Here is a 22,501-nt window from a genome sequence, read left to right as displayed (position 1 = left end):
GTTCAGATCTCCATGGCTTCAATTTCAGCGATAGCGCGTTTAGCGTCTTCCGGGTCAAGGTAACCAAGGTGCCAGCCCGGCTCGGTCTCCATATAGGAGACGCCTTTGCCCTTGACGGTCTTGGCGATGATGCAGACCGGTTTCTCACGACGTTCGTCGGCCTTCACCCGGCGCAAGGTTTCGGTCACTTCGGCGATGTTGTGCCCGTCGATCACATGCACTTCCCAGCCGAATGCCCGCCATTTTTCGTCCAGCGGTTCGATGCCGATCACGTCGTCCACCTGTCCGTCGAGTTGGAAACCGTTGCGGTCGACAATCGCGATCAAATGTTTGGCGTTGTGGTGTGCGGCGCTCATGGCCGCTTCCCAGACCTGGCCTTCCTGCATTTCGCCGTCTCCGAGCATGACGAAAACGTCATAGACTTCGCCGGTGAAACGCTGGGCCAGGCACATGCCCAGGCCACCGGAGAGGGCGTGGCCGATGGAGCCGGAGGAGAAGTCGATGCCGGGCACTTTGCGCATGTCAGGGTGATCGCCCAGAGGGCTGCCCAGGCGGGTGTATTCATCGAGCCATTCCTTGGGGAACACCCCCAGGTCAGCCAGGATCGGGAACTGACCTACGGCGGCGTGGCCCTTGCCCATCAGGAAGCGGTCGCGGCCTGGCCATTTCGGCTCTTCGGGACGGATCGTCATCACGTCGTAGTACAGCGCCGAGAACAGTTCGGCGGCGGAAAAAACCGAGGTGTAGTGGCCGGTCTTGGCGATTTCGATCAGGCGGATGGTTTCCAGGCGAACGAATTTCGCCCGGTCCTTGAGCTTCTTGACGGTCTCGGCGGACGGCACAAAATTGCTGGCTTTCCACTGTTCGAGGGTTTCGCGGGGTGTAGACATCTCTACCTCCAATCACAGGCATGAAATTGCTGAAGTTGAATCTCAGTGGTGGGGGGTGAACTTCAACCGGACGGTTGTGTGTTCAAGGTGTTATCAGGGAGCACTCAATGGGCCAGGCCCTCCAGTGCGCGCATCGCGGCGATCAGTTCGGCGCAGGTCAGCGGGCCGCCGGATACCGAGGCGAAGTTGCGGGCGTGTGGGGCTTTGAGCGTGGGTTCGGCCACCTGCATCAGCAGCTCATCGTCGAAGCTCGACACACCCAGCTCGGCAAGGTTGCGTGGCAGTCCGATGCGTTGATAGAAACTCAACAGATCGCCCATGAGTACGGCGTCGCGGTCCTCCAGTACAAGCTGCACCAGCAGGCCGTACGCCACTTGCCAACCGTGGACCTGTTGCTGTGCACCGGGGATTTTCGACAGGCCGCGTGTCATCGCGTGGGCGATCGACAGACCGCCGCTTTCAAACCCCAGGCCGCTCATCAACAACACCGCTTCGATCAAGTGATCGAAAGCCTGCGTCACCTCGCCGGTGCCGGCCTGGGCCAGTGCCGGTTCAGCGTATTGCCGTATGACCTGATAGCACTCGCGGGCCAGGGCCAACCCCGACAACGCCGGACGAGCGCCGAACATATTGACGCCGCCTGACTTGAAGCACTGTTCGGCTTCGAATTTTTTGGTCAAGGCATCGGCAATACCGGCCAACAAGAATTGGCGCGGTGCCTGGGCAATCAAACCGGTATCCACCAGCACGTAGCGCGGACTGACGAGCAGGTGACCGACTTCGCTCAACTGATGCCGGGCGTCGTAGACCACGTAGTTTTTTGAGGTGGGAGCGTCATTGGAGGCCACGGTGGGCATGGTGATCAGTGCATGCCCCGAGCTGTGGGCGAGGGCTTTACCGGCATCGATGCATTTGCCGCCACCGACGGCCAGGATCATGTCGAACGCGATGGTTGCGGCGGTGTTTCTCAGGTCGGCGATGCCGTCGGCGGTGATTTCGCCATCAAAGGTGATGTAGTGCAACTGGATGTCTGCTTGCGCACAGGTGTCATCGAGCCGCGACCGAATCAAGCCCAATACATAACTGTCGATGACCACCAGGGCCTGGCGACCACAGTGCGCCAGAAAAGTACCCGCTTGAGCGAGTACTTCAGTGCCCTGGACGTATCTTCCGGGTGAACCGAAAACCAGATTCATTCTTTACCTCACGTCTACTGCTTATTGTTATTTGGGGCCTGCCGACAGGGTGCCAGGCGCTCGGTTTTATTGTGATGCATGATATATCATGTTTTTAGGCGGTCAAGTCCCCAATCGACGAGCTAACCTCAGGCGATCGAATATCCGCCGTCTACAGGCAATGTAGTGCCCGTCACATACCGCGCGTTATCTGAGACCAGGAAGGCGATTACGTTGGCCACATCCTCCGGCTCGCCCCAGGTTTTCAGAGGAATGCGCGCCATGATGCTTTCCGAGCGTACCGGGTCTTCGAATGCCCGGCGCGAGAGATTGGTCAGGATCCAGCCCGGTGCCACGGCATTGGCGCGTACGCCATCGGTGGCCCAGGCCACGGCCATGCAACGCGTCAATTCGCTGATGGCAGCTTTGCTCGACGCATAGGCCGGGGTTTTCGCCGAGCCGAAAATGCCCCACATCGAGGCGAAGTTCACCACCGCGCCGCGTGCCGCTTTCAAACCGGGCAGGGCGGCGTTGGTGATGCGCAACACGGCGGTCAGGTTCACGTCCATCACGCGACTGAAGCCATCAAGCGCCCACTCGCGGTTGTGATCGATTATGCCGGCGGCGTTGACGATCGCATCGACGCGTTCGAACTGCGCGAAGAAGCCGTTCACCGCTTCATCGTCGGTGACGTCCAGTTCCTGGTAATGAATGCCTGGCACCCGTTGCTCGGGCTCACCGAGGCCGACAGTGAATACCTCATAGTCATCAGCGAGCAGGCGTTGTGCGGTGGCCAGGCCGATGCCCGAACCACCGCCGGTAACGATTGCGGTTTTTTTCATGGTGTTTCCTCCAGATGGATCAAAGGCGAGTCAAGCGCCGCATTGCGCAAACAGGAACTCGGCCAGCAAATCGATCTGTCCGGTGATCATGTGGGCACCTTTGTGAATGACGCAGCCGCGCTCGGCGGCAGCGCTGAGCAAAGGCGTGATATCCGGGTTCATCACCACTTCGCCGACCACCGTGCCGGGGGCCAGGGTGTCGATCGGTAGTGGCAGGGGATCATCAGCCTTGAGGCCCAGCGCGGTGCCGTTGATCACCACATTAAAGCCAGTGGCGTCGGTGGGACCGGCATTGATCCGGCGGGCAGGGAACATGTGCCGCAGTTCAAGCACCAAGTCTTCAGCCTTGGCCGGTGTGCGATTGCTGATCACCAGTTCCTGGATGTCTTCGGCCAGCAACGCGTGGGCGATACCTGTGGCGGCACCGCCCGCACCGAGCAGCAACACGCGCTTATCTCGCAAGTCATGGCCCTGCTTTTTCAGACCGGCAACGAAGCCGTCGCCATCGAACATGCGCCCGCTGAAACGCCCGTCGGGCAGACGCCTGGCGACGTTGCACACGTTCAGCAGACGTGCCGTACCTTTGAGTTCATCACACAACTTCGCCACTTCAAGCTTGTGAGGCACGGTGACGATCACCCCCGCCAGATTCTCTATACCGCGCAAGCCTTCCCACGCACTGGCCAGGTTAGCCGGCGAAACTTCCCAGGGCACCAGCACGCCGTCATATCCCACGCGCTCCAGTAGCGGGTTGAAAAACTCAGGGGTGCGCAGGTGCTTGGCGGGATAGGTGAGATGGACCACGACCCGTGTTTTACCGCTGATAGGCATTGGAGGTTCCTTGGTGAATTTGTTGTGATGTATGATATATCCTTGATCTGTCCATGCGTCAACACCAAGACTGCGTCTCGAATACAGCGCGATGAAAAGGTCATGATGTATGATGCGTTATATTCGCCGCCGGCCGCTGTCGTCTCTATCTATCCGGTGGGCGCACCCTTTTTGACATGGAGAACGAACCACCGTGACAGTGCATAAGCCCATCGATAAAGGCAATTTGAGCGAACGGGTCTACGCCATCATCCGCACCGCGCTGATGGACGGTCAGTATCAACCCGGGGACCGTTTGCGGATCAGCGCACTGGCCGAAGAGTTCGGGGTGTCGATTACCCCGGTGCGTGAAGCGATTTTCCGCCTGGTCAGCGACCATGCCCTGGACATGAAAGCCGCGACCTCGATATATGTCCCGGAGCTGACGGTCAGCCAGTTACGGGAAATCCAGTTGATACGGCATCTGCTGGAAGGCGAGGCCGCGGGCATGGCCGCCCTTCGGGTAACGCTGCCGGAACTGGAGAAGCTCGAAGCCATTCAGGATGCCTTCCAGAAAGCGGTAGCCGTCGACCACAAGCAGGCCGCGTTGCTCAATCGGGAATTCCACTTCGGGTTGATTTCCGCTGCGCGCATGCCTGTCGTGGCCAAGACCCTGGAGAACATGTGGGTCATCATGGGACCGCTGTTGAGCCGTTTCCACGCAGAAGTGCCCAAGCGCGAACTTGCCAGCTCCAAACACAAGCATTTCGAAGTACTGGAGGCCTTGCGCAACCGGGATTCGGACAAGGCCAAAGGGGCCATGCAAGCCGACATTGCCTGGGGCGAGCTGATGATCGAATGGCTGGAGCAGAAGGAAAACCTCGCCGAGGCGTGAAGCCCTGTCGCCCGAGTTCCCCATGGGAGTGTCGGGCGATATCGTTTTAGCCATGCACAGCAGGCGCGTTATTTCAGCCGATCAAGCAACACCTCGCCGACTTCGGTGGCCGAGGCTGGATTCTGGCCTGTGATCAACTCGCGATCGACGATGACATGGGACGTCCAGTTTGCCGTGTTACTGCTGTACGACCCGCCGGCTTTCTCCAGCGCGGTTTGCGGGTAGAACTTCATCTCGCCACCCTTGAGCAGACTTTTGGCCGCTTCCTCTTCCTTGTTGCTGATAACGGTCATCTTGTAGCCCGCATAGATCCAGTCGGTACTGGCCCTCATCGGCTTCGCAGCCTGGAGTCGTCGGGTGAAGTCCTGCGCATCGGGCAAGGTCGACAACAGGGCGATTGGGCCATGGCAGACGAGGGCGGTGGTCTTGCCTTGAGCATGGAAGTCCACCAGCAAGCGACCCAGGGCCCGGCTGTGCAGCAGATCCTGCATTGGCGCATGACCACCGGGAATGTAGACCGCATCGAAATGCGCGTAACCGATCTGCTCCACCTTGGCGAGACTGATGACCGGTGATTGCTGCGCTACGGTCAGTTTCAACTGGTCGAGTAGAAGCTTGTAGGTCTCCAGCAGGGCTTCATCGTTGTTGAAGTACATTTTGTCGATAGACGTCTTGTCCACGGTAGGAACCTTACCGTTCGGCGTCGCGAAGGTAACGTGATGGCCGGCGTCGAGCAGCATTTTCACCGGTTGCAATAGCTCGTTCAGGTAAAAGCCGGTCGAGAAAACCTTGCCTCCTTTCAAATCGAGGGTGGCCGAATCGGAAAGCACCACAAGCACGTTGCCGGCGCTCGCCGTCAGGCTGGTGCCGATCAGGGCTGTGGTCAGGGCAATACGGGTCAATGTCTTCATGTCGGGAGTCCGGGAACAGTCAGGCGAACAGTCGTCGCCCCTTGGCAGGACACTCTATTGGCGTGTTATATGGCGATAAACCACCTCCAGAGGAATTCATTTGGACTCGAGAAGCAATAATGCCGCGTAAATTTGACCATCTTGGAGATGTGGAAGCCTTCATCTGTGTGGTGGAGCAGGGCACTGTCAGCGCAGCTGCCGTGGCGCTGGCGACCACACCGTCGGTGCTCAGCCGGGCGTTGACCAGGCTGGAGTCGCGCCTTGGCGTGCAGCTGTTGCGACGTACCACCCGTCGGCTCAGCCTGACAGACGCCGGCAGGTTGTACCTGGAACAGACCCGACTGGCGTTTACACAGATCGAGGAGGCCGAACGAACCATTCGTGGCCAGGAGGGTGAGTTGAGTGGCCGGGTGCGGATGAGCGTACCGACCACCTATGGGCATCACCGTCTGCCGCCGCTGCTCAGCGCATTTGCCCGGCAATACCCTGCAGTCCAAGTAGAACTGAGTATTACCAATCGCAACGTTGACCTGGTTGCCGAGGGCTATGACCTGGCGATTCGTTTGGGGCCGTTGCCCGACAGTGGACTGGTCGGACGCAAGCTTGAAGATGCGCGTTTGTCGCTGGTCGCGTCTCCTGATTACCTGGCCCGCGCCGGTGTTCCAGAGACACTGGAGATGTTGAGGGAACACATTTGCTTGCCGTTCATCATGCCCAGCAGCGGCAAGATAGGGCCCTGGTTGTTCTGTCTCGACGGGAAAAACCTGGAGTGGGTGCCGCAAGCCAATGTCGTGGTGTCGGATGATGTCCTCGGAATCGTTTCACTGGCACTCAGCGGTTTGGGGATCTGCCAGACCTATGACTTCATCATCCGCGAAAGGGTGCTGCGCGGAGAGTTGGTAGAGATCCTTGCGCAGTTGAGTGGACGCAGCAGGCCATTCTCGATTATCTATCCGCCTCACCGGCAGTTATCAGCCGCATCCAGAGCACTGATCGACTTCATTTTAGTTAAGACTCAATCCTGAGCTTCATCGACTGGACACCCAAGCGGGTGAGCGATCGAACTTCCTGGTCCGGTTGTGTTGGTGCTGAAACACTCCGGATTGGCTTTCTTGCGTCAAACTGATTTGAATGCTGAGCGTTTTATATGAAGCCACTTTTGCCGGTTTCAGATTCCCTTGAGCGATGGTGAAGGACAACAACCTGGTCCGGACGTTTTCCGCCATCACGAAAGGCTACTTCTGGCCGTTCTCTGCCGGTCGTGGGAGGCAGAAAACGACCCAGAGGTTGAGGACAACCAGAGCGTACGTGCCGGGGATGTGCTGTTTCGCATCGACGATCGCGACTACCGCGCAAAACTGGCGCAAGCCGAGGCCAATGTCAGCGCCGCCAGGGCGCGCCTGGCTGACGTCGATGCGCAAACCCAGTTGCAGCGCGCCCTGATTCGCGAAGCCGCAGCCCAGCGACGTTCAGCCGTGGCCAGGATGAATCTGGCAACCAAGACCCACGATCGCAGCCGCAAACTGATTGTCAGCAACGCGGTCAGCCAGGCGTTGGTCGATGAAAGCGACGAGGCTCGCTCGAGAGCTGAGTCGTCGGTGTCTGCTGCCTCGGCCACGGTTGACGCGCAACAACAACGCATCGCCGTGCTGGTGGCCCAGCGCGAAGCGGCCGTTGCAACCGTTGCCCAGGCCCAGGCCGCGCGGGATCTGGCGCAGATCGACCTCGACAGCACCGTGGTCCGCGCGCCGGTGGATGGCGTGATCGGCAACCGTCAGGTGCGCATCGGCCGCTATGTGACACCGGGCGTGGCCTTGCTCGATATCGTGCCGGTCCATGACGTGTGGGTCGTGGCCAACTTCAAGGAAACCCAGCTCGAACACATCCGCCCCGGCCAGCGCGTGCGCATTACCGTCGACGGCTACCCCGACACCGCCCTTGAAGGGAGGGTCGACAGCTTCGCACCGGGCAGCGGCTCGGCGTTCAGCCTGCTCCCGGCCGACAACGCCACCGGCAACTTTGTGCGGGTCGTGCAGCGCGTGCCGGTCAAGATCCGCCTGGTGCAAAACCCGTTGCCGGGGCGCATCGTGCCCGGTCTGTCGGCACGGGTTGATGTGGCGCAAGGCGACGTTGAGCAAAGGGTCGTAGCGCAAGGGGAAGGGTCATGAACACGCTGGCCGCGACCGTGCGCAGCCACGCCAGTACCACGACTGGCCTGCTGCTCATGGTGGGCATCGTGCTGGCGGCGCTGACGGAAGCGATTGCCAGCACTGTGCTGGCCCTGGGGCGCAGCGACATCCTCGGCGACACTTATGCCACGCCCGATGAGTTCGCCTGGCTGGATGTCGGCTACACCGCCTTCAAGCTGATCGGCTTCATCACCGCCGCCTGGCTGCTGAGCCGCTTCGATCCGCGTCGCGTGATCATCGGCGCCGTCCTGCTCATGGGCCTGGCCTGCGCCTTGGCCGCCATCACCGCGCGGCTGGACGTGCTGATCGCGCTGCGCATCCTTCAGGGCTTCGCCGGCGGCACCTTGCTGGTCGGCGGCCAGGCAGTGATCTTTTTCGCCTTTGCGCCATCCCGTCAGCCGATCCTTCAGGCTCTATTCGCCATGGGCTCGGTGGTTGCGCCCGCGACACTCGCCCCGGCGCTGCAAGGCTGGTTGATCGACAGCCAGGACTGGACCTGGATCTTCCTCAGCGTCGTGCCGGTGGCGCTGGCGTCTGGCGGACTTCTGCTGATGGTCGACAGCTCGATGCCCGCGCAAGTCCGGCGTCCATTCGACTGGATCGGCGTCTCACTGATCTCCACCAGCCTGTTCAGCCTCACCTGCGTCTTCAGCCAGGGCGAACGCTGGGACTGGTTCGAGGAGCCGCGCATCCTCTGGCTGAGCGTGATCGGGGTCGCCACGCTGCTGGCATTTTTTGGTCAACAAGTGTTGGCCAAGGGGCAGGGCCTGCTCGACTTCACCCTGTTCCAGTCCAGCGATTTTTCCTTCGCGTTGATCGTCAGTTTTGTCGCCGGTGCCGCGTTGTTCGGCAGTGCGTTCCTGATCCCGGCCTTCGCGTTGTCGGTCCTTGGCTTCACGCCCACCGAGGCCGGCCTGCTGTTGTTGCCCAGTGGCGCGCTGTTCATCGGCGCATTGCTGGTTGCCGCCTTTCTGTTTCAAGTCCGTCGGGTGGCGCCGTTCGCTACCGTGCCCTTCGGCATCCTGATGATCATGATTGCGATGTGGATGCTTTCCGGCTCCACCAGTGAAAGCGGCGCGGACGACATGATGGCCGCCATCCTGTTGCGCGGCCTGGGCCTGGGCTTCCTGTTTCTGTCGATCACCCTGATCGCGTTCAGCGATCTCAACAGCCGCAACCTCGCCGGCGGCATAGGCCTGTTCAATACCGGTCGCCAGTTGGGTGGCCTGATGGGCGTCGCCGGGCTGCAGACACTGATCGAGCACAACGTCGCCGCCAACGTCTCGATCCTCGGCACCCATGTCACCCCGGGGGCGGCCACGGTGATCGAACGCCTGACCACCACCACCACCGCGATGTTGATGGGCAAAGGCATGGACGCATTGGCTGCAGGTCGCGGGGCGGCGAGTCTTCTCGGACGGGCTGTTTCAGGGCAGGCCACGGTGATTGCCTTCGACTCGGCATTCTTCGCCGTGACCCTGCTGTTCGCCGTCGCCGCGCCCATGCTGGTGGCCATCAAGATCGCATTTGCGCGACGGGCGAAAGCGCGTGCCATGGGCGCGGTGCTGTAAAACCGGTACCGACTTCCCTTGTGGGAGCTCAACCGAGAATTACGCGGGCTTTTTGGGTGTTGCGATTCGGATGTGACGGAACATTGATTACATTGCGTATCAACTGTAATACGCGGTAGCGGCATTATCAGTAATGCCCATCACAAATACAGTAAGGCGGACGATTCTTGCGTAACTAAGGTGTCTTTGATGATTCAGAGCATGATGAAAACGGCTTGCCTGACAGCGCTTCTTGTCGCAGGCGCAGCCATGCCGTTCGCCCAGGCTGAGCCACTACCACTGGGCAAAACCGGTGCCATGCATAATGAAGATGTGGAATGGCGCAGCTTTGCGGCTTTCCCCAAGGAAGTGAAACTGGCTGTGCTGGTCGGCGACCCCAGCAAATCAGCACCCTACGTCGTGCGGGTCAAAGTGCCCAATGGCACCAAACTGATGCCCCATACGCATCCTGAAGATCGTATCTACACCGTCATGTCCGGGGTTTTCTACATTGGCTTCGGTACGGTTTTCGATCCGGACAAACTGGTTGCCTATGGCCCCGGCAGCGTAGTGATACTCCCGGCCAATACCCCACACTTCCACTGGGCCAGATCAGGCGAGTACATCTCGCAAGTCTACGGGACAGGCCCGCTGGGTCTTAAGTATGTAGATAGCCACGATGATCCGCGCAATGCAGTGAAGTAAGGCCATCACCGCCTGAAAACCGACCAGTCTCCCGCAGATGCATCTGGACCCACTGTGGGAGCGAGCCTGCTCGCGAAGACGGCGGATCAGTCACCGATGATGTTGAATGTAACGCCGCTTTCGCGCGCTGGCTCACTCCCACACATCACTGATGAAACGTACGCCCCAACGCATCCAGCCGCGACGCAATCGGCGGTAACTGCTGACTGCTCAACGCCAGGGTCTCCACATCATCCGCCGTACTCTGCGCAATCGACTGCACCGACTGTAACCGCCCGACAATTTCCAGGCTCGCCGAGGACTGTTCCCGAGTGGTCGTCACAATCCGCCCATTGAGCTCATCAATCTGCGAAATATCACTGCCCACCGCCTGCAACATCGCCGCTGCCAACTGACTGTCCTCGACACAGCGCTCCACACCCTCACGACTGTCATGCATTGCCTCGACCGCCTTGCGGCTGCCTTGCTGCAACGCCTCGATAATCGTCCGGATTTCCTTGGTGGAAACCGCCGTACGCTGCGCCAGACTGCGCACTTCATCCGCCACTACCGCAAACCCTCGACCCTGCTCACCTGCCCGCGCCGCCTCGATGGCGGCATTGAGCGCCAGCAAATTGGTTTGCTCGGCAATGCTGCTGATCACCTCCAGAACGGTCCCGATCTGCTGCGCCTGACCCGCCAGCACCTGCACGGTTTCGTGGGTGCCGTTCAGGCGCGACGCCAACTGCGTGATCTCCTGTCGAGCCCGATTCACACTCTCCTGACCTCGAGTGACCTGCGCACTGGCCTGTCCGGCGTGTTCAACCGCATGCTCGACATGCACGGCGATATGCCCCATCGCATCCCCCATGCGCTGCATCGAACCGGTCATCTGGGCAATTTCCGTCAACTGATGCTGCGCGCCTTTCTCCAGCGTCGTACTCGCCTTGGCAATCTTGTGGCCCAACTCACCCAACCCTTGAGAATCACGCACCACGCCGTCAACCAGCGCCGTAATCTGCGTCAGAAACTGATCGAAACGCTCCGCCAGCGACACATGCACTGCGTCCTTGTCACCCTTGCCGGCATCCACCGTCAACTGCGACGTGACCGCGAGCATCTTGTCCAGCATGTCCTGACTCTCCACCGCATCCGCCTGACTGTGCAGCGCCAGGTAGAGCAGGGCGACCGTCTCCATCACCACATAAAACGCGTGCACGAACACCATCGTCCAGCCACCGTGATGCGCCATCACAAACACCGGAAATCCCTGATGCTGCAGCACATGAAACACCACGTGATGAACCGCGATAGCCGCAGCAGCCACCAGGATCGGCAGCCAGTCGCGATAAAACGTCAGCACCGCCAACAACGCGAAAATCCCGAAGTGCGACTCAATGACCCCCCGGGCCTGATTGATGTGCAACGCCGCCATCACCATCAGACCCACACCCAGGCAACAGCGCATGAACCGCGTGCCGCCGATGGCGCGATACAACACCGTCAACACCCCACTCGTCCCGCCGCCCACCAACAACGCCTGCACGAACGTGTCGTGCCAGAACGCCAGGCCCAACGCGAAGACGAACATCAGCCAGATCAAACCCAGCATGATGCGGTCGGCTTTGCGGTAGTGCTCAAGGAAACGAGGGGGGAAGGGCATGCACGCTTACTCCATGTCATTGAGCGAGGGTGAAGCAGGGAAGTAGGGCAGATGCTGGCTGGACAAGCCTGCCAATGACCCTGTGGAGAGGGAGCTTGCTCCTGTTGCCCCGAGCACGGAACGGTGCAACGGGAGCAAACGCCCTCACCACAGGGTCATGGGTTGGTTTTGTTGGGGGGATGCATGAGGCGTCGGGGAGAGCGTAGCCGTTTGCCATCATCTCGCAGTAAGCAACGTCGTTCGGGGACAAGATTGTCAGAAATAGAGGCAAGTTATGCTGAAATGGCGGGGAAAAGGTCGGTAGCTTTTGGGAAGGCAAACACATCAAATTCGCTGCACACAACGCACACTCAATGGACGTCTTTGGATCAGGTTTCGGGAGTTGCGTTGACCAGTATTTCAACTGGATGTCTATTCCTCATCTACGCTTATTTTGGCTAGTAGCCTCCTGAAAAGGGGACGGATTTATTTAGCAAGTCGAAAAGTGTCGAAAAGGGGACGGATTCTGAGGGATCCCCGTTTTTTCCTACGAGAAATCAAGAAGTTGGGAATTGAAGAGACCTGCACGGGTCGGCAACTTGTATTGCACCACAAAAAAACAAGATACCGATCCCATGCAGGCCATCCGATTCTTACACAGCGCGTTCGCTCAAGCACTTCCCACTGTCCATTCTCGTCGTCTAAAAACACTGATGTGTTGTGTCAGTTCGTTACTGCGCGGCCGTCGTCTAACGCTGACAGGAATTGGTCGATTCATGCCGGGCAAGGCTTATCCCAAACACGCCATCAAACGAGTGGACCGACTGCTCGGTAATCGTCATCTGCAAACAGAGCGCTCGTTGTTTTATTGGGTCATGTTGCGAGCCTTGCTGGGATCGCTGAAACATCCTTTGATCCTGGTCGACTGGTCACCAATTGACGCGGCGGGTGAGTTCTTTTTATTGCGCGCTGCGATCCCGTTGGCTGGGCGCTCGTTTCCTATTTACGAAAGCGTTCACGAGCGTGAAGGATGTCCGAAATATCAAAAGCGATTGCTGCAAACGTTGGCCGAAATACTCCCCAAAGACTGCGTTCCGATCCTTGTAGCCGATGCGGGTTTTCGACGACCCTGGATCAAGGCTGTCGAGGCGCAAGGCTGGTATTACGTGGCTCGGGTGCGCAATCGCGACCTCTACCGCTGCGACTCGAACACTTGGTTGCCAGTGAAAAATCTCTATGCTTTGGCGTCTTCTTCACCAAAGTCGTTGGGCCATATCGAGATGACCCAAAGTGCTCCGCATTTTATTCATTTGTACTGCGTCAGGCATCGCGCCAAGGGGCGAAAACATCAACGCGTCACCGGCTCAATCGCCAAAAACAAACTCAGCAGGCAATCGGCTAATCGTGAACGAGAGCCGTGGTTACTGGCCAGTAACCTGCCAGAGGAGCAATGGAATCCGTCGAAAATCGTGGCAATTTACAAACAACGGATGCAGATAGAAGAAGGCTTCCGGGATGTAAAAAGCGAGCACTACGGTGTTGGCGTAACTCGCCATCGAAGCCACTGTCCGCGCCGAATTGAAGTGCTGTTGCTGATCTCGGCATTGGCTAACTACATCATCTGTTTAACCGGATTGCAGGCCCGCGAAGCAGGTCATGAACATCGTTTTCAAAGCAATAGCCTTAAACGTCGGCGAGTGTTGTCGCTATGGCGATTGGGGTTGGAATACTGGCGCAGCGGACGCGGCTCAAAGTCTCGAAAAACCTTGGAGAGACTTGAGCACGCGTTGCGAGACGAAGTACATCAACAAGCACAGGCGCTGGGATAGGTTTGTGGGGATCCCTCAGGGACGGATTTATTTTTATTTGATGGGTTTACCTTCGAAAGCGCATCATTGCCAAAAAAATCCGGTTTTTATGCGGGTGTTTATACCGATCTCTATGCATAAACACCAAAAAGCCCGGCTGATCAGGCCGGGCTTTTTGAGTGGTGCGGTGTAGCGGATTAGTTAGACAACGGTGTTGCCTTTCAGGCGGTCAGAGCCATCAGCGGCGATGGTGTTGCCGTGCAGGCGATCCGAACCATCGGCGGCAACGGTGTTGCCGTGCAGGCGATCAGAGCCATCAGCGGCAACGGTGTTGCCTTTCAAACGATCCGAACCATCGGCAGCCACAGCGCGTTTTTCGAGCAGGCGATCAGCGCCACCTTCAGCCACACGATTCTGGATCAGACGATCCGAACCACCTTCAGCCACACGGCTTTCGATCAGACGATCCGAGCCGCCTTCAGCGACGACAGGTTGAGCAGAGGTCGCGGCGAAAGCGTTCACTGCGAAGATCGAGAAAGCGATGCTGAGGAGGGTTTGGCGTTTCATGATCGTGTGCTCCGGGGGTGTTTGGTTGGTATGGAGCAGATGTTACGCCGCAGGATTTTTAAGAGAACTTCATTGAGTTAATGGTGACTATTGACGCAGTCAATGGTTGTTCGGTGATCCCCTGTGGGAGCGAGCCTGCTCGCGAAGAGGGCGGTACATTCAACTTCAATGTCGACACGCCGCCTTCGCGAGCAGGCTCGCTCCCACAGGTTAAATGCTCAGCGGGAGCGCGCCGCGGGGCCGCTACTCTTCCATGCTGGCGCCCGATCCGCCTAACTCGCTGGGCACATCCTTCAGCTTCGGCAATCCATCCTTGATACGCAGCACCGCCTCCTGATAGTGGACGTGGACCCCCGGTTCGTACGCGAGATCCGGGATAACGGCGGCATACACGTCAATGAGCCCCATCCCCGGGTGCTCGGTGAAAAGGTGCCCGCCGCAAGTCTTGCACCACTTGCGGTAACTCTGCGGGGTCTTGTTGTAGGTGCCGATGTTCTCGGCACCCCGGGTCACTTGCACCGCCTCGGGTTTCCACAGCGTGAAGGCATTGACCGGACCTGCTGACCAATGCCGACACGATTCGCAGTGGCAATAGCCCATCGCGGCCGGCTCGCCGCTGACGGTGAACTCGACTGCACCGCAAAAACAACTGCCCTTGTAAGACCGTTCAGTGTTCATGGAATGACTCCTCGATCAAGGGTGACTTTATGCGTCGATGTAGCGCACTGAGGTCGCCGCTGTGCGCCGTACCTGCAATTCGAAAATGTCAGGGCGTGCGTAGTGGCCGGTCACGTCGAGCGCGCGCCGCGCGGGTGCCACCAGGGCGACGTCGATGTCTGCATACAAAATGCCGGCCTCCCGGTGCAATGGACCGGCGACGATCCGGCCTTGGGGATTGACCACCACCGAGTCGCCGTCGTTGATCCATTCGTCCGGATCGGCAAACAGTTGGGCACGCGCCGGGAAGTCGTCGGGGATGTCGCCACCGCGCAGCGCGGTTCCGCTGCCGAGCACCCAGCAGCGGCCTTCGAGTGCGATGTGCCGCATCGTGCTGATCCAGCCTTCGCCCGTGTCGTACGTGGGGGCGACGTAGATTTCTACCCCCTGGGCATACAGTGCATAGCGGGCCAACGGCATGTAGTTTTCCCAGCAGATCAGCGCACCCAGGCGACCTGCGGGTGTATCGACCGCACGTAACCCGGAGGCATCGCCGAAGCCATGCACCATGCGCTCGGGATTGGTGGGCATGAGCTTGCGGTGCCGGTTGAGCATTGCGCCGTTCGCGCCGATCACGACTACGCTGTTATAGAGCGTGCCGCCGCCATTGTGCCGGTCGCATTCATTGATGCCGCACACGATCGTCACGGCGTGAACGCGGGCCACCTCGCACAGTGGGCTCAGGTCACCGTTGGTAATATCAACAGCGTTGGCCAGCAACCGCGTGTGCAACTGGCCCATGACAGCTCCATCCTTTCCTGCCGCCAGCCGCCAGATCCACGACGGATAACCGGGAATGTAAGATTCGGGCAAAACGATCAGCGAGGCTCCCGCCGCCGCGGCCTCAGCGACCGATTGCACGGCCCGGGCGATTGTCGCGCTACGATCGAGCAGCACGGGCGGGCGCTGAATGATGGCTACCTTGGTCATGGCGTTCTCCTTTGGCACTTGGCTTCGAAGTCTTGAGCCTGCGCGCAAGGAAGGGGCGGGACTAGTTCAGAATCTGAAGTGTTGCAATCGCGGAGTCCAGGCAATGGAAGAGAGCTACGGTCAGTTCTGCACGGTCGCACGGGGTGCCGAAGCACTGTGCGAGCGCTGGACACCCTTGGTTGTGCGCGAACTGCTATGTGGCAGCAAGCGCTTCAACGAACTGCACCGCGGCGTGCCCCGGATGTCCACCGGCCTGCTGGCGCAACGGCTGCGCCATCTGGAAGAGATTGGCGTCGTTCGTCGCACGGCCGTCGGCAAAGTCCGGGAATACAGCCTGACCGAGGCGGGCGAGGAACTGCGCCCCATCATCATGGCGCTGGGTCATTGGGGCGCACGCTGGATCGGCAGCCGCCTGCGCGATGACGAACTCGACGCCGGCCTGCTCATGTGGGACGTACGTCGTTTCGTCCACATCGAGACATTCCCGCCGCGACCGGTGGTCATCCAATTCAAATTCCGCGACGCCCGGCCCGGCGAGCAAGCCTGGTGGCTGGTGGTTGAAGAGGGCGTGGCAGACCTGTGCCGCGACGACCCCGGCCGCGAACTGACCCTGATCGTCGACTCCAGCGTGCGCGCATTGACCGAGGTTTGGACGGGCGACCGCACACCGCGGGAGGTGCTTGAGTCGCGGGAGCTGCGTGTGGATGGCGCGGTGAAGGATGCGCAGAGCTTGTGGCGTTGGTTGGGAACGAGTGCGTTTGCTGGGACGCGGAGGGCGGTGGCAAGTCGGTAATCACGCTGGCCCGTTCTTCCCTTTGCTGTCATGTTTCGGTTTTCAGGAGCCAGTCATTACCGCCAGAAACACTTAATGGTTTATCGACTACAGTCGATAGCTTGACGTACAACTTTCTTGTTACGACGCCTTGCGGGAATCTATGCCCAACACCACTACCCCCAGCCCGCCGTCCAGTCGCTCCAGTGTGGCATTGACTCGTGCTTCTCTTTTCAAGTTTCTGTGGCTACTGGTTGGCGTCTTTTTGCTCGCCAGCTATTTGCTGGTTTACCTGGCGAATGATCTGGACCGGACGGAGGAGGCCGAGAGTGCTTTCTATACGAGAAAAGCGGTGCAATCGCTGGAGAAATCACTGCTATTGACTGTCAAGGATTACGCCTTCTGGGGGGATACCTATCGGCAGTTGCACACGCAAGTGGATATCGACTGGGCCTACGTGCGTCAGAATGTCGGCCCGACGCTTTTCACGGATTTTGGGTTCGAGGGAATGTTTGTCGTTAATGACAGTAATCGCACCGTGTACGCGGTGGTCAAAGGCGAGCTGAAACCGGTTGACGCCTCGCAATGGCTCAAACAGTCGATGGGGGCCATTCTCGAAAGGGCACGCGCGGGGGAGGAAGCGGAAATCCCGACATCGGCCTTCATCAATATTGGCGGCGTACCCGCGCTGGTGGTAGCGGCGGCGATAACGCCGGGAACCGATCCTACGGTCTTGCGCGATGGCAGGACGCCTTCGGTGTTGATATTCGTCGACGTCCTGGAGCCAGCCAAGCTCGCAGCACTGGGCCAGGATTTCGGGGTTGATGACTTGCGGGTGGCCGCGCCTGACGAACTAAACGACCCGTCAGTCTTTTCATTGGGCGAAAACGGTAGTGCGGGCACCTTGCATTGGAGTCCGCCCGAGCCAGGCCAGCGCTTGCTTGGGCTGGGCTTGCCATTGGTGGGCTTTGCAGCACTGTTGGTTTGCCTGATGACCTGGGTCATCTTGCGTCGCACGACGGCGAGTGCTCAGGCACTTGATGCCAGTTACGCATCGTTGCAACGCAGCCAAATGGCCTTGGCGATCAGCGAGGCTCGTTTTCGTGATGTCGTTGAAGCCAGTTCAGACTGGGTATGGGAAATAGACGCCGATTGGCGCTTCATCTACCTGTCCGAACGATTCGAGAATGTGACGGGACTGTCCAGGGACCTCTGGATCGGTGCACCCATGGACGATCTGCTGCGTACCGAGTTAGGTGCGGTCTCTCAGTGGCTCTGCATCCCGAACCGGCGCCCGAACATCAGTGTCCAGTGCCGCTATGTCGATACCAAGGGGCAAGAGCGCATCACGCGTGTTTCGGCGCGAAAGATGGCCGGTGGAGGATTTCGCGGCACGGCAACCGACATCACCGAAGAAGTCGAAGCCCGCCGTCGAATCGAATTCCTTTCACAACACGATGCCCTGACCGGGCTGCCCAACCGGACGCGGCTGCAAGAGTTTCTTGACGGTAAGCTCAAGGCTTTGCCTACCGTGGAGCATCCGTTGGTCATGCTCAGCCTGGACCTCGATCGATTCAAACCGGTGAACGACCTGCTGGGGCATGCCGCAGGTGACCTCGTACTCAACGAAGTGTCGAATCGGCTGGCAGAGTGTATCCGTCATGGAGACCTCGTCGCACGAATAGGCGGGGACGAGTTTGTACTGATTCTTACCGATCTGCGTTCACAAGAGGAGGTCGAAACGCTCTGTCGGAGGTTGATCGAGTCCGTCGAGCGACCGATACAGATCGACGAACAGCAGGTGTTCGTCAGCACCAGTATCGGAATCGCCATGGCGCCCAACGATGCAAGTGAAGCCAGTGAACTGCTGCGCTATGCCGATATCGCCTTGTACGCGTCCAAGGCCTCGGGCCGTAATACCTGGCGCTTTTACGCAGGTGATATGAACGCGAAAATCATTGAGCGCCGCCGCCTGGAGCGCGACTTGCGCTTCGCGATCAAACACGATGAGTTGCGGCTGCATTTCCAGCCGCGGTTTCGCATTGCCGACGGACAGATGGTGGGTGCCGAAGCGCTGGTTCGCTGGCAGCATCCGGAGCGTGGCTTGATTGCGCCAGACACGTTTATCTCCATTGCCGAAGAAACGGGGCTGATTATTTCCCTGAGCAACTGGGTGATCGAGACCGCCTGCCACCATGCTGTCCTCTGGCCGGAACATCTGTTCGTCTCCGTCAATCTTTCGCCCTCCGAATTCAAGCGAGGCAATCTGATTCAACGGGTGCAGACAGCCCTTCACGATTCGGGAATCGATCCGGCCCGCGTAGAGTTGGAAATCACCGAAAGCGTCATGCTCGAAGACGCCACAGGCGCTCTGGAGGTGATGCATAGGCTCAAGCGCCTTGGCGTGCGAATCGCCATGGATGATTTCGGTACTGGCTATTCGTCGCTGAGCTACCTGCGCACCTTCCCGTTCGACGGGCTGAAAATCGACCGCAGCTTTCTGAACCGACTGGCCGAAAGCGATGACGACAAGTCGATCATCCAGGCGATCGTCGGTCTGGGGCAGGCCTTGTCACTCACAGTGACCGCAGAGGGCATTGAAACCGCTGAACATCTGAACTTGCTCAAGGCAGTGGCATGTGACGAAGGGCAGGGCTATTTCCTGAGCCGACCGCTTGATAATGAAGCGTTCAGCACTCTGGTCGGCGCAATAACAGTGGCCGGCACTGACAGCAAGGTTTAGAGGTTCACGCCGGTTCAGCGGACAAGTTTATCGGGTCGTTGAACAAAAAAACGGGCGCCATCGAGGCGCCCGTTTTCGTTCATTCCGCCACCTGCGCCCCCATCAACTCACAACCATCCCTTAATTCTGCGCACCAGAGGTGGGCCGGTTGCTGCTGGGGCAAATCCGGGTAACAGCCATCAATCCATACTAAATGCACCCAAATATTCGTCTGAAATCGGAATCTTTTAAGTAAGAGATTTTACTATGGGTAATAGTCTGTATTTAAGTTTGGTCATCTCTAATCACAGCATATGCGGTAAATATTTTACTGTTGATAGAGTACCGTTGTTGCGGCATAAATTGGGCGCGTCAAATCGCATGGAATTCAATTTATAGCAAGGAATGCTGCATGCAAAAATCTAACGCTTCTCCTCCGCCTTTGAAATCGTCAAATGCTCTGCTCAATTCATACAAGGAATATCCAGGGCTTCCTTCAAACTTTGACAGTGCTCTAAATTGGGATGGAACTCTCCCGACGGTTGCTGTGGCTCACCGCATTGAAACTATCGATGAAGAGCGAGACGCCTATTCAAAGTTGGTCGCTATAGGGCGTTCGGTGCAAGATCAGGTAGGAAATGTTTTTTCGAATAGCACGACGGGTGTGCGAAATGAAATAGAGAGGCGCATAAATTCGGCTGATGATACCCATTCCGTCAATAAGCTGGAGCTCGCCTTAAAAAAGAAAGCGATTATTGTCGAGCTTCTGCAACAAATTAGAATGAATAGAAGTTGGTATGAAGCAAATATTTTTTTTGGCATAGATCCATTGTCGATGGACAGTATGGAAAATGCCCATGCATTCGCGGCTAGTGTGGATACGGCAGAACATGAGGAAGAACGCCTAGGCCATTACGAAAACTTTTTGAGATCTCTGACAGCCGCTTACGTTAAACGAATCCTTGTCGAGGCTGTTTCCATCTTAGAGGAGGCTTCTCCAGCGATAGATGCTGCGATCCATTACGCCTTGGCGAGAGGTGAAACTGCCTACAGCTTCAATTTGACCTTTAGTCAATCCGCACAGGTGGTAACTGTGGCGGGTGCCGCCGATCTCCTGAGCGCGGACGGTTGGACCTTCGAGGCGGTGATCCGTAAGGGCATTTTGTTGTTGAAGGGGATGGGAGAAACTCTTCTTAGTCGAGCGACGGCTATTGGGATCGGTACTTTACTCTACTCACCCGAACTGGGTAATGGCGAGCGTTACCCTCAAACGGTACTCAAACTATCCGGCAATACACTTTTGCCAAATTCACCGTCTAACTTGCATGAAATAGCGGCTGCCGCAGGAACCATCGATCTTCCCTATCGGATTTATGGTGACCTTGGCCAATACACACTCGTTGCAACACCGACGGGAGGGCGCATTTCGCCAGCGGTGCCAGTTAGGGCGCTGGAGTTCGATCAGAAGACTAACAGCTACAGTTTCACCTCCGCCGACACACCGCCCATTACCCTCGGTTTTCCCATTATCCACTGGGATAGCAATTCGACAACTTCACCTGTTAGACCAGTGGAAGTGCCGCGTTACACTGGCGTTGAACTGTTGCCACTACTTGTGCAGCCCGAAACATTGCCTGCGTCCGAGTTGCCGGACTTCAGGGATTGTATTTACTGCTTTCCAATCAACAGCGGCTTGCCGCCAATCTATGTTGTTTTCAACACTCCTTATGAAGGGGCCACCACGAGAGGAAAGTACAGCGGTCGATTGTACAATCCCGCCAAAGCGGGAGGCCCAATTCTTGATCTCGATTGGACGAGTGCTACCGTGACTCAAGCGGGTATTGACTTGGTCAAATTGCATACGGGTCGATTCGAGCCTTCGGATGCCAATGTCATCATGGTTGATCGCTTGGAAAAAATTCTCCAGGGTAAATTAGTCGTCACGGATGTCGACAAACGTTTCTATACTCACGAAATAAGAGAGCTTGAGCGTTTCAGAGCATTAGGTGTGGCAGACGGCGTAAGGCCGAATGATGAGGGTGCTACTTGGAATCACACCCATGCGGCAACCCTGGAAGACTACAAACTCAAGGATGCTCATGAGTTGCTTTACACACCTGAGGCTTTAGAAGCGGATGATAAACAACAGAAAAAAATGTACAAGCAACTGGGGGAGATAAAATAATGAGCGTCATAATGGAAATTGTGCTCAACGAGAAACCTGAAGAAGTGATTTTATTTTTCACGAAAAATGAGCTAGGTATCTCCCTCCCTCAACTGGACAGATTTTACAACAGGGCTGGTTGGGCACATGTGGGAGATAACATGGGTTTGTTGAATCTCCTTTTGAAGATGCGTGAGGCCGGCTTTGTAGAGCTTACTGGAACCGGGGTTAGGAGAGGGCCTAACTGGAGAGAGCCGACATTCATGGTAGAGAGGAAATATGCCTTTGATTGAAATTACTAAGTATTTGCCTCTTTAAGGGACGATGATTAACAAGAAGCGGGCGCCTTGGCGCCCGTTTTCATTCATTGCAATTTTTTAGTTGTTTGCGATCTTTGACCGGGGCCGCTTGCGCTTTTTGCATTTCGGCGGGCTCGGTGTATTGCCCTTCGATCAGGTTCGAGTAGTACGTATTGGTGATTTGCAGGCGACGACCGAGGCGTGCAGCAGTTTCAGGTGGCAGGCGTCCGGCCAGAAACTGCGTCTTCTTGGGCAGCGCGTCAGCAAGCTCGATGATTGAAGGAGGCAATGTGTCAGGGAGAACCGGATCGAGCCAGGATTTTGATGTGATCAGGGACCTACCGGTCTGTGCCATAAGAAAAGTCTGCACATTTTTTTCACATTTTTTGTGAGCCGTTAGCAGTGTTTACGCACAGATTGTAATTACATAAAACGGGCGCCTGAGGCGCCCGTTTTTACTTACTCCTTCGCCTGCGCTCGCAAGCGTCGGCCGATCACGTCCATCAAGTCACAGCCGTCGCGTAACGGAATGGCTAGCAATTGAGAGAAGTCCTTCAAAACTACCGTGTCGCAACCGAGTTCGGCGCGGAAGGCGATGTTCTCCAGCACCTGCGTAACTGTGCGAATACGGTAATCCGCCATGGCTTGAAGGACGTCGAGTGGGGCTTGGGTGTCGATGAGCAGGGAGGCCGGGATCAGGTCGATTCCGGTGAGGGGCATGTATCTTTCCATAGGTGAGATCTCGTTCAGTTAGATGAGACCGCCAACAGATCGTCGCCAAACGAATAGGGTGGCAGTTGCGCGCAGGTTGGCGAACCGGGAACGAAAACCGGCAGACCCGAAGGTCTCCCGCGCGCAACCGCCATAGTACAGCGGTTTTACAGTTGCGACGACGCCTGCAAATGAGCAGGCGGCCCTCGCATTCGTATCTCGG

The 22,501-nt window shown here is 57.7% G+C and carries 20 protein-coding genes and 1 pseudogene; 10 read left to right on the top strand and 11 right to left on the bottom strand.

Annotated elements, in window-relative coordinates:
- Window positions 1-2: 2 nt before the first annotated feature.
- The 4 genes from AC07ZE_RS18545 to AC07ZE_RS18530 form a co-directional block, all read right to left on the bottom strand.
- Entirely contained in the window at window positions 3-890 is an 888-nt protein-coding gene (locus tag AC07ZE_RS18545) for a transketolase (protein ID WP_207266120.1), read from the bottom strand.
- A gap of 104 nt (window positions 891-994) precedes the next feature.
- Window positions 995-2,086, bottom strand: coding sequence for a glycerol dehydrogenase (locus AC07ZE_RS18540; protein ID WP_207266119.1), 1,092 nt, complete (start codon window positions 2,084-2,086; stop codon window positions 995-997).
- A gap of 128 nt (window positions 2,087-2,214) precedes the next feature.
- On the bottom strand, window positions 2,215-2,907 hold the full coding sequence (locus AC07ZE_RS18535) for an SDR family NAD(P)-dependent oxidoreductase (protein WP_207266118.1): 693 nt from the start codon (window positions 2,905-2,907) through the stop codon (window positions 2,215-2,217).
- A 30-nt stretch (window positions 2,908-2,937) separates the two neighbouring features.
- Window positions 2,938-3,738 (bottom strand): shikimate dehydrogenase family protein, encoded by an 801-nt coding sequence (locus tag AC07ZE_RS18530; protein ID WP_207266117.1) that lies wholly within the window; start codon window positions 3,736-3,738, stop codon window positions 2,938-2,940.
- A gap of 193 nt (window positions 3,739-3,931) precedes the next feature.
- Between AC07ZE_RS18530 and AC07ZE_RS18525 the strand changes: the two genes are divergently transcribed.
- Complete coding sequence (locus AC07ZE_RS18525) at window positions 3,932-4,612, top strand: GntR family transcriptional regulator (protein ID WP_207266116.1); 681 nt, start codon at window positions 3,932-3,934, stop codon at window positions 4,610-4,612.
- 68 nt (window positions 4,613-4,680) lie between these two features.
- On the opposite strand, the gene AC07ZE_RS18520 is transcribed toward AC07ZE_RS18525, so the two are convergent.
- Window positions 4,681-5,523 (bottom strand): type 1 glutamine amidotransferase domain-containing protein, encoded by an 843-nt coding sequence (locus tag AC07ZE_RS18520; protein ID WP_207266115.1) that lies wholly within the window; start codon window positions 5,521-5,523, stop codon window positions 4,681-4,683.
- Window positions 5,524-5,642: 119 nt separating this feature from the next.
- Here AC07ZE_RS18520 and AC07ZE_RS18515 point away from each other — a divergent pair, with 119 nt between their 5' ends.
- The 4 genes and pseudogenes from AC07ZE_RS18515 to AC07ZE_RS18500 all read left to right on the top strand — a co-directional run bounded on the left by AC07ZE_RS18515 (window position 5,643) and on the right by AC07ZE_RS18500 (window position 9,967).
- A complete protein-coding gene (locus tag AC07ZE_RS18515) occupies window positions 5,643-6,548 on the top strand; it encodes a LysR family transcriptional regulator (RefSeq protein ID WP_207266114.1) in 906 nt (301 codons plus the stop codon).
- A 258-nt stretch (window positions 6,549-6,806) separates the two neighbouring features.
- Window positions 6,807-7,691 (top strand): annotated as a pseudogene (locus AC07ZE_RS18510) (HlyD family secretion protein); the annotation flags it as partial.
- Window positions 7,688-9,283, top strand: a complete 1,596-nt coding sequence (locus AC07ZE_RS18505) for a DHA2 family efflux MFS transporter permease subunit (RefSeq protein ID WP_207266113.1) — start codon at window positions 7,688-7,690, stop codon at window positions 9,281-9,283. The pseudogene AC07ZE_RS18510 and the gene AC07ZE_RS18505, both read left to right, overlap by 4 nt.
- A 189-nt stretch (window positions 9,284-9,472) precedes the next feature.
- Entirely contained in the window at window positions 9,473-9,967 is a 495-nt protein-coding gene (locus AC07ZE_RS18500) for a cupin domain-containing protein (RefSeq protein ID WP_207266112.1), read from the top strand.
- Between the two features lie 145 nt (window positions 9,968-10,112).
- On the opposite strand, the gene AC07ZE_RS18495 is transcribed toward AC07ZE_RS18500, so the two are convergent.
- Complete coding sequence (locus AC07ZE_RS18495) at window positions 10,113-11,609, bottom strand: methyl-accepting chemotaxis protein (protein ID WP_207266111.1); 1,497 nt, start codon at window positions 11,607-11,609, stop codon at window positions 10,113-10,115.
- Between the two features lie 614 nt (window positions 11,610-12,223).
- Between AC07ZE_RS18495 and AC07ZE_RS18490 the strand changes: the two genes are divergently transcribed.
- Window positions 12,224-13,417 (top strand): IS4 family transposase, encoded by a 1,194-nt coding sequence (locus tag AC07ZE_RS18490; protein WP_207267847.1) that lies wholly within the window; start codon window positions 12,224-12,226, stop codon window positions 13,415-13,417.
- 180 nt (window positions 13,418-13,597) lie between these two features.
- Here AC07ZE_RS18490 and AC07ZE_RS18485 read toward each other — a convergent pair whose 3' ends face one another.
- From AC07ZE_RS18485 to AC07ZE_RS18475, 3 genes are all read right to left on the bottom strand, one after another.
- Window positions 13,598-13,963, bottom strand: a complete 366-nt coding sequence (locus AC07ZE_RS18485; RefSeq protein ID WP_207266110.1) for a hypothetical protein — start codon at window positions 13,961-13,963, stop codon at window positions 13,598-13,600.
- 243 nt (window positions 13,964-14,206) lie between these two features.
- Window positions 14,207-14,641, bottom strand: a complete 435-nt coding sequence (locus AC07ZE_RS18480) for a GFA family protein (protein ID WP_207266109.1) — start codon at window positions 14,639-14,641, stop codon at window positions 14,207-14,209.
- 27 nt (window positions 14,642-14,668) lie between these two features.
- Complete coding sequence (locus AC07ZE_RS18475) at window positions 14,669-15,610, bottom strand: carbon-nitrogen hydrolase family protein (RefSeq protein ID WP_207266108.1); 942 nt, start codon at window positions 15,608-15,610, stop codon at window positions 14,669-14,671.
- A gap of 103 nt (window positions 15,611-15,713) precedes the next feature.
- Here AC07ZE_RS18475 and AC07ZE_RS18470 point away from each other — a divergent pair, with 103 nt between their 5' ends.
- From AC07ZE_RS18470 to AC07ZE_RS18455, 4 genes are all read left to right on the top strand, one after another.
- A complete protein-coding gene (locus tag AC07ZE_RS18470) occupies window positions 15,714-16,403 on the top strand; it encodes a winged helix-turn-helix transcriptional regulator (RefSeq protein ID WP_207266107.1) in 690 nt (229 codons plus the stop codon).
- 142 nt (window positions 16,404-16,545) lie between these two features.
- On the top strand, window positions 16,546-19,125 hold the full coding sequence (locus tag AC07ZE_RS18465; RefSeq protein WP_207266106.1) for a bifunctional diguanylate cyclase/phosphodiesterase: 2,580 nt from the start codon (window positions 16,546-16,548) through the stop codon (window positions 19,123-19,125).
- Window positions 19,126-19,516: 391 nt separating this feature from the next.
- Entirely contained in the window at window positions 19,517-21,289 is a 1,773-nt protein-coding gene (locus tag AC07ZE_RS18460) for an S-type pyocin domain-containing protein (RefSeq protein WP_207266105.1), read from the top strand.
- Entirely contained in the window at window positions 21,289-21,561 is a 273-nt protein-coding gene (locus AC07ZE_RS18455; RefSeq protein WP_207266104.1) for a hypothetical protein, read from the top strand. The genes AC07ZE_RS18460 and AC07ZE_RS18455 overlap by 1 nt, the downstream gene beginning before the upstream one ends.
- A 67-nt stretch (window positions 21,562-21,628) precedes the next feature.
- Here AC07ZE_RS18455 and AC07ZE_RS18450 read toward each other — a convergent pair whose 3' ends face one another.
- Complete coding sequence (locus tag AC07ZE_RS18450) at window positions 21,629-21,937, bottom strand: hypothetical protein (RefSeq protein WP_494990432.1); 309 nt, start codon at window positions 21,935-21,937, stop codon at window positions 21,629-21,631.
- An 89-nt stretch (window positions 21,938-22,026) separates the two neighbouring features.
- Window positions 22,027-22,299 carry a hypothetical protein gene (locus tag AC07ZE_RS18445; protein WP_207266103.1) on the bottom strand — a complete coding sequence of 91 codons (273 nt, stop codon included), beginning with the start codon at window positions 22,297-22,299 and terminating at the stop codon, window positions 22,027-22,029.
- Window positions 22,300-22,501 lie beyond the last annotated feature (202 nt).

The organism is Pseudomonas sp. GW101-3H06 (assembly GCF_059424605.1).
The sequence above is the reverse complement of the archived record's forward strand: the minus strand, read 5'-3'. Positions and strand labels throughout refer to the sequence as shown.

Bases quoted from the DNA above. Each gene is read 5' to 3' on its own strand.
- AC07ZE_RS18545 (WP_207266120.1), bottom strand. From the start codon at position 890: ATGTCTACACCCCGCGAAACCCTCGAACAGTGGAAAGCCAGCAATTTT.
- AC07ZE_RS18540 (WP_207266119.1), bottom strand. From the start codon at position 2,086: ATGAATCTGGTTTTCGGTTCACCCGGAAGATACGTCCAGGGCACTGAA.
- AC07ZE_RS18535 (WP_207266118.1), bottom strand. From the start codon at position 2,907: ATGAAAAAAACCGCAATCGTTACCGGCGGTGGTTCGGGCATCGGCCTG.
- AC07ZE_RS18530 (WP_207266117.1), bottom strand. From the start codon at position 3,738: ATGCCTATCAGCGGTAAAACACGGGTCGTGGTCCATCTCACCTATCCC.
- AC07ZE_RS18520 (WP_207266115.1), bottom strand. From the start codon at position 5,523: ATGAAGACATTGACCCGTATTGCCCTGACCACAGCCCTGATCGGCACC.
- AC07ZE_RS18515 (WP_207266114.1), top strand. From the start codon at position 5,643: ATGCCGCGTAAATTTGACCATCTTGGAGATGTGGAAGCCTTCATCTGT.
- AC07ZE_RS18505 (WP_207266113.1), top strand. From the start codon at position 7,688: ATGAACACGCTGGCCGCGACCGTGCGCAGCCACGCCAGTACCACGACT.
- AC07ZE_RS18500 (WP_207266112.1), top strand. From the start codon at position 9,473: ATGATTCAGAGCATGATGAAAACGGCTTGCCTGACAGCGCTTCTTGTC.
- AC07ZE_RS18495 (WP_207266111.1), bottom strand. From the start codon at position 11,609: ATGCCCTTCCCCCCTCGTTTCCTTGAGCACTACCGCAAAGCCGACCGC.
- AC07ZE_RS18490 (WP_207267847.1), top strand. From the start codon at position 12,224: ATGCAGGCCATCCGATTCTTACACAGCGCGTTCGCTCAAGCACTTCCC.
- AC07ZE_RS18485 (WP_207266110.1), bottom strand. From the start codon at position 13,963: ATGAAACGCCAAACCCTCCTCAGCATCGCTTTCTCGATCTTCGCAGTG.
- AC07ZE_RS18480 (WP_207266109.1), bottom strand. From the start codon at position 14,641: ATGAACACTGAACGGTCTTACAAGGGCAGTTGTTTTTGCGGTGCAGTC.
- AC07ZE_RS18475 (WP_207266108.1), bottom strand. From the start codon at position 15,610: ATGACCAAGGTAGCCATCATTCAGCGCCCGCCCGTGCTGCTCGATCGT.
- AC07ZE_RS18470 (WP_207266107.1), top strand. From the start codon at position 15,714: ATGGAAGAGAGCTACGGTCAGTTCTGCACGGTCGCACGGGGTGCCGAA.
- AC07ZE_RS18465 (WP_207266106.1), top strand. From the start codon at position 16,546: ATGCCCAACACCACTACCCCCAGCCCGCCGTCCAGTCGCTCCAGTGTG.
- AC07ZE_RS18460 (WP_207266105.1), top strand. From the start codon at position 19,517: ATGCAAAAATCTAACGCTTCTCCTCCGCCTTTGAAATCGTCAAATGCT.
- AC07ZE_RS18455 (WP_207266104.1), top strand. From the start codon at position 21,289: ATGAGCGTCATAATGGAAATTGTGCTCAACGAGAAACCTGAAGAAGTG.
- AC07ZE_RS18445 (WP_207266103.1), bottom strand. From the start codon at position 22,299: ATGGAAAGATACATGCCCCTCACCGGAATCGACCTGATCCCGGCCTCC.